The organism is Bradyrhizobium sp. (assembly GCF_035484855.1).
Lineage (GTDB): Bacteria > Pseudomonadota > Alphaproteobacteria > Rhizobiales > Xanthobacteraceae > Bradyrhizobium.
Genome location: NZ_DATHOP010000076.1, coordinates 1 through 9,052 on the forward strand (window position 1 = coordinate 1; position 9,052 = coordinate 9,052).

Below are 9,052 nucleotides of genomic sequence, written 5' to 3' on the forward strand. Positions count from 1 at the left end.
GCATTGGGACAGCCGGCGCCGTGGGAAATGAGACTGCAGGAAGCGGCCACCCCGGTGATGGAGAACATCGTCTGGTTTCACAATTTCCTGCTGGTGCTGATCACCGTCATCACGCTGTTCGTCCTGGCGCTTCTGGTCATCGTCGTTGTGAAGTTCAACGCCAAGGCCAACCCGGTCCCCTCCAAGACCACTCACAACACCCTGATCGAAGTCGCCTGGACGCTGATCCCGGTGCTGATCCTGGTCGGCATCGCGGTGCCGTCGTTCCGGCTGCTGTTCGAGGAACTCGACATTCCCAAGGCCGACCTCACCGTCAAGGCCACCGGCAAGCAGTGGTACTGGAGCTACGCCTATCCGGATAACGGCAAGTTCGAATTCGATTCGCTGCTGGCGCCGGACAAGATGCCCCGCCTGCTCGGCGTCGATAACGAGATGGTGGTGCCGGTGAACAAGATCGTCCGGGTCCAGACCACCGGCGCTGACGTGATCCACTCCTTCGCGATGCCGGCGTTCGGCATCAAGATCGACGCCATCCCCGGCCGCCTCAACGAGACCTGGTTCAAGGCCACCAAGACCGGCATGTTCTACGGCCAGTGCTCCGAACTGTGCGGCAAGGACCACGCCTTCATGCCGATCGCGGTGCGGGTGGTGAGCGATCAGGAATTCTCGGAATGGGTCGAGGCCGCGAAGAAGAAATTTGCGTCCAACCCGGCGACCTCGTTCGCCTCGGTGGGCGCGGCCGCGCAGTAAGCCCAGGGGCTTGAGCGCAATCGACGGGACAAGGGCGATAGGGACCGCGAGGTCCACGAAAGTACTGCAAGGCAGGATCTGAAAATGGCAACTTCCGCAGCGACACCGGCTCACAGCGATCACGCCCATGACGATCACGCGCACGACCATCCGACCGGATGGCGGCGTTTCGTCTATTCGACGAACCACAAGGACATCGGCACGATGTACCTGGTGTTCGCGATCATCGCCGGCATCATCGGCGCGGCGATGTCGATCGCGATCCGCGCCGAGCTGATGTATCCGGGCGTGCAGATCTTCCACAACACTCATACCTACAACGTGTTCGTGACCTCGCACGGCCTGATCATGATCTTCTTCATGGTGATGCCGGCGATGATCGGCGGCTTCGGCAACTGGTTCGTGCCGCTGATGATCGGCGCGCCCGACATGGCGTTCCCGCGCATGAACAACATCTCGTTCTGGCTGCTGCCGGCCTCCTTCGCGCTGCTGCTGGCCTCGACCTTCTTCGAAGGTGAGCCGGGCGCCAACGGCGTCGGCGCGGGCTGGACGCTGTACGCACCGCTGTCGACCTCGGGTCATCCCGGACCGGCGGTCGATTTCGCCATCCTGTCGATCCATCTGGCCGGCGCGTCGTCGATTCTCGGCGCCATCAACTTCATCACCACGATCTTCAACATGCGCGCGCCGGGCATGACGCTACACAAGATGCCGCTGTTCGTGTGGTCGATCCTGGTCACGGTGTTCCTGTTGCTGCTGTCGCTGCCGGTGCTGGCCGGCGCCATCACCATGCTGCTCACCGACCGCAATTTCGGCACCACCTTCTTCTCCGCCGAAGGCGGCGGCGATCCAGTGCTGTTCCAGCATCTGTTCTGGTTCTTCGGCCACCCCGAAGTCTACATCCTGATCCTGCCGGCCTTCGGCATGGTCAGCCAGGTCGTCTCGACCTTCTCGAAGAAGCCGGTGTTCGGCTATCTCGGCATGGCCTATGCGATGGTCGCGATCGGCGGCATCGGCTTTGTCGTGTGGGCGCACCACATGTACACGGTCGGCATGTCGTCGGCGACGCAGGCCTATTTCGTCGCCGCCACCATGGTGATCGCGGTGCCGACTGGGGTGAAGATCTTCTCCTGGATCGCCACCATGTGGGGCGGCTCGATCGAGTTCAAGACGCCGATGCTGTGGGCGGTCGGTTTCATCTTCCTGTTCACGGTCGGCGGCGTCACCGGCGTCGTGCTGGCCAATGCCGGCGTCGACCGGGTGCTGCAGGATACCTATTACGTGGTCGCGCACTTCCACTACGTGCTGTCGCTCGGCGCGGTGTTTGGCATCTTCGCCGGCTGGTACTACTGGTTCCCGAAAATGTCGGGCTACATGTACAATGAGACGATCGGGAAGTTGCACTTCTGGTTCACCTTCGTCGGCGTCAATCTGGTGTTCTTCCCGCAGCACTTCCTCGGTCTCTCCGGCATGCCGCGCCGCTATGTCGACTATCCCGACGCCTTCGCGGGCTGGAATCTGGTGTCCTCGATCGGCTCCTACATCTCCGGCTTCGGCGTCCTGATCTTCCTCTGGGGCCTGATCGACGCCTTCGCGCGCAAGCAGCCGGCCGGCGCCAATCCATGGGGCGCGGGCGCCACCACGCTGGAATGGACGCTGCCGTCGCCGCCGCCGTTCCACCAGTTCGAAGTGCTGCCGCGCGTGCAGTAGCCGTCGTCCTGAGGTGCCCGCGCGCAAGCGCGGGCCTCGAAGGACAAAAGACCGTCGCTCTTCGAGGCTCGCCCAGCGGTGCAGGTGCACCGCAAGGCTCGCACCTCAGAGTGACGGACAGAGGTTCAAGTTCTCCGTCGCACGAGACGGGGATCAGGAGTGGATGAGCAGAACGTGTCGGTTGTCGATCACAACGCCATCGAACTCGGCCCCCGGATTTCCGAGGCCGATGTCGGCGACTACATCGCGCTGCTGAAGCCGCGGGTGATGTCGCTGGTGATCTTCACTGCGCTGGTCGGCCTGATGATCGCGCCGGGCCATGTCCACCCGGTGCTGGCCTTCACCTCGCTGCTTTGCATCGCGGTCGGCGCCGGCGCCTCGGGCGCGCTCAACATGGCGCTCGAGGGCGACATCGACGCTCTGATGACGCGCACCGCCAACCGTCCGATCCCGCGCGGCCGCGTCACCCGGCCGGAGGCGCTGGCCTTCGGCATGACGCTTGCGTTCTTCTCCGTGATGACGCTCGGCATCCTCGTCAACTGGATCGCCGGCGGCCTGCTGGCGTTCACGATCTTCTTCTATGTCGTGATCTACACCATGATGCTGAAGCGCTGGACCGCGCAGAACATCGTAATCGGCGGCGCCGCCGGCGCGCTGCCGCCGGTCGTGGCATGGGCCGCCGCGACCGGTTCGCTGTCGGTCGAGCCGTGGCTGTTGTTCCTGATCATCTTCTTCTGGACCCCGCCGCATTTCTGGGCGCTGGCGCTGTTTCGTTCCGACGATTACGCCCGCGCCGGCGTGCCGATGCTGCCCGTGGTCGCCGGCCCCGATGCGACGCGGCTGCAGATCCTGCTCTACACCATCGTGCTGGTCGCGGTCGCTGCAGCGCCCTGGCCGCTCGGTTATTTCGACGCCGTCTACGGCGTGACCTCGCTCGTTCTTGGTGCCGTGATGCTGGCGCTCGCGGTCAACGTCTATCGCCGCCGCGAGGGCACCCTGGCGTTGCGCGCCACGCGAAAATTGTTCGCGTTCTCGATTCTGTACCTGTTCGCCTTGTTCGCGACCTTGCTGCTCGAAGTGGTGGCGCGTGCCATCGCGCCGTCGATCTGGTAGGGGGCGCATGACGACACTATGGATGACAAACGCCGGCCAGATGGAATCGTCCTCACCGAGGCGCAGAAGAAAAGCCGCCGTCAGCGTTCGATCGCCATTGCGCTCGCGCTCGGCGTCCTCGTCGTGCTGTTTTTCGCGGTCACCCTCGTCAAGGGGCCGGCCGTGCTGAACCGGCCGCTATGATTGAAATGATGTGATGGATATGGAACCTGCCCCGAAGCCAACACCATCAGCACCGCGCCTCGGCCGCGACGCGCTGGTGGCCGCGATCTGCGGCTTGGTGGTGGTGCTGATGGTCGGCGCGTCCTATGCGGCGGTGCCGTTCTACAACTGGTTCTGCCGCGCCACCGGTTTCAACGGCACCACCCAGGTCGCAACGTCAGCGCCGTCCGCCGCCCCGCTGGAGCGCAGAATCGCGATCCGCTTCGATTCCAATGTCGCGGGCGGGCTGCCCTGGAAATTCGAGCCCGAGCAGACCGAAATCAATATCAAGATCGGCCAGGTCGTCACCGTCTATTATAATGTCACCAACCAGTCGGCGCGGACCACCACCGGCCAGGCCGCCTATAACGTGGCGCCGCTGACGGTGGGCGCGTATTTCGAGAAGATCAACTGCTTCTGCTTCACCGAGCAGACCATGGGTCCCGGCGAAAAGCGCGAGATGCCGGTGGTGTTCTATGTCGATCCCTCGATCGTCAAGGACAGCGACAATGACGGGCTCAACACCATCACGCTGTCCTATACCTTCTACCCCGTCCGCGACCCGGCGCCGAAGCCCGTGGCCGCGACCGAGCCCGACAAGCCCAAAGGAAACCTGTAAGGGAAACCTCTGAGACCCAGGCTCGTCGATATCCTGGGATTTGATTTTTGAGACGAAGACGTGCCCAATGGGCACCGCCAACGGAGAGAGCGAAAATGGCTACGGCGCAAGTCAAGCATCACGACTACCACCTCGTCGATCCCTCGCCGTGGCCGATCGTCGGCGCGGTGTCGGCCTTCATCATGGCGGTCGGCGCGATCAGCTGGATGCATCACATGTACGGCGCGGCGCCGATCGTGTTCGGCATCGGCACCATCGGCGTGCTCTACACCATGGCGAGCTGGTGGACGGATGTGATCCGCGAGGCGGAGTTCAAGGGCGATCATACCCGCGTGGTGCAGATCAGCCACCGCTACGGCATGATCCTGTTCATTGCCTCGGAGGTGATGTTCTTCGTCGCCTGGTTCTGGGCCTTCTTCAATTCGGCGCTGTTTCCCGGCGATCCCGTCCACGCCACCCGCGACGCGCTGTTCGGCGGCGTCTGGCCGCCCAAGGGCATCGAAACCTTCGATCCCTTCCATCTGCCGCTGCTCAATACGCTGCTGCTGCTCACCTCCGGCACCACGGTGACCTGGGCGCACCACGCGCTCTTGGAAAACGACCGCAAGGGCCTGAAATATGGCCTGATTCTCACGATCCTGCTCGGCGTCTCCTTCACCTGCGTGCAGGCCTATGAATACAGCCATGCGGCGTTCTCGTTCGCCGGCAACATCTACGGCGCCACCTTCTTCATGGCGACCGGCTTCCACGGCTTCCATGTGCTGGTCGGCTCGATCTTCCTGACCGTCTGCCTGATCCGCGCCTATCTCGGGCAGTTCTCGCCGACCCAGCATCTCGGCTTCGAATTCGCCGCCTGGTACTGGCATTTCGTCGACGTGGTCTGGCTGTTCCTGTTCATCTGCATCTATGTCTGGGGCCACGGCGCCGAAACCATGGCCCACGGCGCGCATTGATCAGAAGCGATTGTGCTACAAGGGGCGGCCGAAAGGGCCGCCCTTTTGCTTGGTGCCCCGGATGCTGCGCAGCGCGCCGCACGTGCGGCGTGGTGCGCTGCTGATCCGGGGCCCATGCGGCACAATAAGATCTGGGTCCCGGCTCTGCGGAGCAGCGCGAAGAGCGCTGCACCGCGTCCGGGACACGAGTCATCAATTGTTGCCCCGTCCCCATGACAACAGGGAAAGGAGAGCGCGTGCCGGACCAGCCCTCACCCACACTGACCGAGAGTGCGCTGCGCGGGCTTGCCTGCCGATGCCCGCGCTGCGGCAGGGGCAAGCTCTACAAAGGCTTCCTGGATCTGCGGCCGCGTTGCGAGGCCTGCGAGCTGGATTACACCTTCATCGACACCGGCGACGGGCCGGCGGTCTTCATCATCATGCTGGCCGGCGCCATCGTGGTGGCCTGCGCGCTGATCGTCGAAGTCAAATACCAGCCGCCGCTGTGGGTTCACGCCGTGCTGTGGGTGCCGCTGATTCTTGCCACCACGCTGTTGCCGCTGCGCGCGATGAAGTCGCTTCTGATCGCGCTGCAATTCCATCACAAGGCCGCGCCCGGCCGGCTGATCGATCGCGAGCCGAAATGATGGCGACGACGGCACGACGGCGCGGCGTCAATGGCTTTGGCGTTTTCACGTTGGCGATGGTGGCGCTGTTTGTCGGCCTCGGGGTCTGGCAATTGCAGCGCCGGGTCGAGAAGCACGCGCTGATCGCAGCGCTCGACGAGCGGCTCGCCGCCGAGCCTTCGCCGCTGCCGCCATCCGCGCAATGGGCGACGTTGACGCCGGCCAAGGACGAATTCCGCCGCGTCCGATTTGACGCGACCTATGAACCCGGTCCGGACGCCATGGTCTACAGCTCCGGCTCCGCGGTGCGCGCGGATGTTTCCGGCCCCGGCACCTGGGCTTTCCTGCCGGCGCGGCTTCCGAGCGGCGAGAGCGTCGCGATCAACGCCGGCTTCGTGCCGAACACCATGCAGGATCGCGCGCGACAGGATCGCGCCGTCAAACCGCTCGTCACCGGCGAGGCGGTCGCGCTGACCGGCTATATCCGCTTCCCGGAAGCGGCCGGCGTGCTGACGCCGGCGGAAAACCCGACAAAACGGCTGTGGTTCACCCGCGATCATCTTTCGATGGCGCATGCGCTCGGCTGGGGCGAAGTCGCGCCGTTCTACATCGATCTGGAGGCGCCGGTGCCTTCCAGCGGCATCCCGAAACCCGGCCCGCTCGAGGTCCGTCTCAAGGATGATCACATGCAATACGCCATCACCTGGTTCACGCTGGCGGGCGCGGTGGTGATTGCGTTCGCCGTGTGGGTGAGGGCGCAGCGGCGCGGCCCGATTGGGTAGGGTGGGCAAAGGCGCATTTGCGCCGTGCCCACCATTGCTGACGCAAGCGAAGATGGTGGGCACGCTTTCGCTTTGCCCACCCTACAGACTGCGTCCGGAAACGAGGCAAAAAAGGCGTTTCGAATCTGCCGCGCGCATGGCACATCTGGATGCCGTTTCGCTTGCCTGGATTTCGCGCCATGAGCAGCCCTCCTTCGCCTGACCCCGCCCTCATTGTCATTGACGTGCAGCGCGCCTTCGATGAATGGGAGGCTGCGGGAAAGCGGCGCAACAATCCGCAGGCCGTGGCGCGGATCGTCGATCTCCTGGCGGCATTCAGAACTCGCGGGCTGCCGATCTTCCACATCCGCCATCAGGGCACGCGTCCCGGCTCCTCGTTCTTGCCTGATAGCACGGGCTTTGCGGTCAAGGACGAGGCCCGCGAGATCAGCGGCGAGCCCGTGATCGTCAAGAAAGTGAACAGCGCCTTCATCGGCACCGACCTGGAACGGCGACTGCGCGACAAAGCCATCCAGACGTTGGTGATCTGCGGCGCGACCACCAATCACTGCGTGGAGACGACGACGCGGATGGCCGGCAATCTCGGCTTCGATGCGCGTCTGGTGCGCGACGCCACCTGGACCTTCGATCGCACAGGCCCGGATGGCGACGCCCATTCCGCCGAGGAAATCCACGCCATGACGCTTTCGAATCTGAACAGCGAATTCGCCCGCATCGTGTCGGCGTCCGAGGCGATCGCGGCGCTAAGGCGGGACGCCTGAAGACCGATCCCGCAAGGCACCTTTGAACCGAGTGCGGGATCAACCCTCCTGCGCTGCAGCAATTCCGCTTCCCTTCACTTCGCCGATCACCGTGCGGCCGCGAGATGCGCGTCCTAGCCAAAGGGCGAAGACAATATCCGCGCAGCCCCCCTACTGGAATGTGAAAAAACAGGGCATGCTTGCCGGGACAATAGACCGGTCGGCCTTGCGGGCGGCGGTCGAAAAAAATTCAGGGAGGAATCAAGATGACGATGGACGCATCCGGTCAATCGCGCGCGGCCGCCATTCTCGCACGCCTCGACCGGCTCCCGGGGACGCGGCATGTGTGGCTGCTGATCGCGACGCTGTCGCTGGGCGGCATGTTCGAACTCTACGATCTGTTCATGACCGCCTACGTCATTCCCGGCCTGATGAAGGCAGGTCTGCTCACCGGCGTATCGGTCAGCATCTTCACCGGCCCGGCGCTGTTCGTGGCCGCGACCTTCACCGGCCTCTTCATCGGCACCTTCGTGTTCGGCTATGCCGCCGACAGATACGGACGGCGAACGATCTTCACCTATTCGATGCTGTGGTACAGCGCGGCGACGCTGGTGATGGCGTTCCAGGACACAGGCTTCGGCGTCTGCCTGTGGCGGCTGATCGCCGGCATCGGCATCGGCGTGGAACTGGTGACGATCGACACCTATCTTTCGGAGCTGGTGCCGAAATCGATGCGCGGCCGCGCCTTCGCCTTCAACCAGGCCGTCCAGTTCTCGATCGTGCCCGTGGTCGCGTTCGTCGCCTACATGCTGGTGCCGATCAGCCCGTTCGGGATTGAAGGCTGGCGCTGGGTGGTCGCGATCGGCTCAACCGGCGCGCTGTCGGTCTGGTTCATCCGCCGCGGCATCCCGGAAAGCCCGCGCTGGCTGATCAACCAGGGACGGCTCGACGAGGCCGACGCGATCACCGCCTCGATCGAGGCCAAGGTCGTTGCCGACCTCGGCGGCAAGCCCTTGCCGGCGCCGGGAATCCATGCGGTGGAGGATTTTCAGCCGGTCGGCCGCCTGGCCGAGGCCTTCGAGCCGCGCTATCGCGGCCGCACCATCATGCTGATGATCTTCCAGTTCTTCCAGACTTTCGGCTTCTACGGTTTTGCGGCCTGGGTACCGACGCTGATCGCCCAGCAGACCGGCATCAATCTCGGCGCCAGCCTGCTCTATTCCTTCATCATCGCCATCGCCAACCCCTTCGGTCCGCTGCTGGCGATGAGCTTTGCCGACAGGTTCGAGCGAAAATGGCAATTGGTCGGGGCGGCCTGCTGCATCGGCGTGTTCGGCATGCTGTTCGCGTACCAGCACGAGATGTCGCTGTTGATCCTGTTCGGCGTGCTGATCACGCTCTCGAACAACGTATTGTCCTACTCGTTCCACGGCTACCAGAGCGAGTTGTTCCCCTCCCGGATCCGCGCCCGCGCGGTCGGATTCACCTACTCGCTGAGCCGGATCAGCGCGGTGTTTGCGAGCTTCATCATCGCCTTCTTCCTGCAGAATGCGGGCACCAAGGGCGTGTTCGGCCTGAT

10 protein-coding genes are annotated in these 9,052 nt (G+C 64.0%); all 10 read left to right on the forward strand.

What is annotated here, in order from left to right; translation table 11 throughout:
• Positions 1-3 precede the first annotated feature (3 nt).
• Positions 4-750, forward strand: coding sequence for a cytochrome c oxidase subunit II (gene coxB / locus VK804_RS08490; RefSeq protein ID WP_325369866.1), 747 nt, complete (start codon positions 4-6; stop codon positions 748-750).
• 84 nt (positions 751-834) lie between these two features.
• On the forward strand, positions 835-2,460 hold the full coding sequence (gene ctaD / locus VK804_RS08495; RefSeq protein WP_325369851.1) for a cytochrome c oxidase subunit I: 1,626 nt from the start codon (positions 835-837) through the stop codon (positions 2,458-2,460).
• A gap of 174 nt (positions 2,461-2,634) precedes the next feature.
• Positions 2,635-3,573 (forward strand): heme o synthase, encoded by a 939-nt coding sequence (locus tag VK804_RS08500; protein ID WP_325369868.1) that lies wholly within the window; start codon positions 2,635-2,637, stop codon positions 3,571-3,573.
• 18 nt (positions 3,574-3,591) lie between these two features.
• On the forward strand, positions 3,592-3,756 hold the full coding sequence (locus tag VK804_RS08505) for a CoxF protein (RefSeq protein WP_325369853.1): 165 nt from the start codon (positions 3,592-3,594) through the stop codon (positions 3,754-3,756).
• 13 nt (positions 3,757-3,769) lie between these two features.
• Entirely contained in the window at positions 3,770-4,393 is a 624-nt protein-coding gene (locus VK804_RS08510) for a cytochrome c oxidase assembly protein (RefSeq protein WP_325369855.1), read from the forward strand.
• A gap of 95 nt (positions 4,394-4,488) precedes the next feature.
• Positions 4,489-5,346 (forward strand): cytochrome c oxidase subunit 3, encoded by an 858-nt coding sequence (locus tag VK804_RS08515; RefSeq protein WP_325369858.1) that lies wholly within the window; start codon positions 4,489-4,491, stop codon positions 5,344-5,346.
• 212 nt (positions 5,347-5,558) lie between these two features.
• Positions 5,559-5,972 carry a DUF983 domain-containing protein gene (locus VK804_RS08520; RefSeq protein WP_325369860.1) on the forward strand — a complete coding sequence of 138 codons (414 nt, stop codon included), beginning with the start codon at positions 5,559-5,561 and terminating at the stop codon, positions 5,970-5,972.
• Positions 5,972-6,733, forward strand: coding sequence for an SURF1 family protein (locus tag VK804_RS08525; RefSeq protein WP_325369870.1), 762 nt, complete (start codon positions 5,972-5,974; stop codon positions 6,731-6,733). The genes VK804_RS08520 and VK804_RS08525 overlap by 1 nt, the downstream gene beginning before the upstream one ends.
• A 179-nt stretch (positions 6,734-6,912) precedes the next feature.
• The gene (locus tag VK804_RS08530; RefSeq protein WP_325369862.1) at positions 6,913-7,494 is read left to right on the forward strand and encodes a cysteine hydrolase family protein; all 582 of its coding nucleotides are present in this window, start codon (positions 6,913-6,915) and stop codon (positions 7,492-7,494) included.
• A gap of 245 nt (positions 7,495-7,739) precedes the next feature.
• Positions 7,740-9,052, forward strand: a 1,313-nt coding sequence (locus VK804_RS08535; protein WP_325369864.1) for an MFS transporter, incomplete at its 3' end; no start/stop codon positions are given.

Coding starts and splice junctions, on each gene's coding strand:
- ctaD (WP_325369851.1), top strand. CDS start 835: ATGGCAACTTCCGCAGCGACACCGGCTCACAGCGATCACGCCCATGAC.
- VK804_RS08505 (WP_325369853.1), top strand. CDS start 3,592: ATGGATGACAAACGCCGGCCAGATGGAATCGTCCTCACCGAGGCGCAG.
- VK804_RS08510 (WP_325369855.1), top strand. CDS start 3,770: ATGGATATGGAACCTGCCCCGAAGCCAACACCATCAGCACCGCGCCTC.
- VK804_RS08515 (WP_325369858.1), top strand. CDS start 4,489: ATGGCTACGGCGCAAGTCAAGCATCACGACTACCACCTCGTCGATCCC.
- VK804_RS08520 (WP_325369860.1), top strand. CDS start 5,559: ATGACAACAGGGAAAGGAGAGCGCGTGCCGGACCAGCCCTCACCCACA.
- VK804_RS08525 (WP_325369870.1), top strand. CDS start 5,972: ATGGCGACGACGGCACGACGGCGCGGCGTCAATGGCTTTGGCGTTTTC.
- VK804_RS08530 (WP_325369862.1), top strand. CDS start 6,913: ATGAGCAGCCCTCCTTCGCCTGACCCCGCCCTCATTGTCATTGACGTG.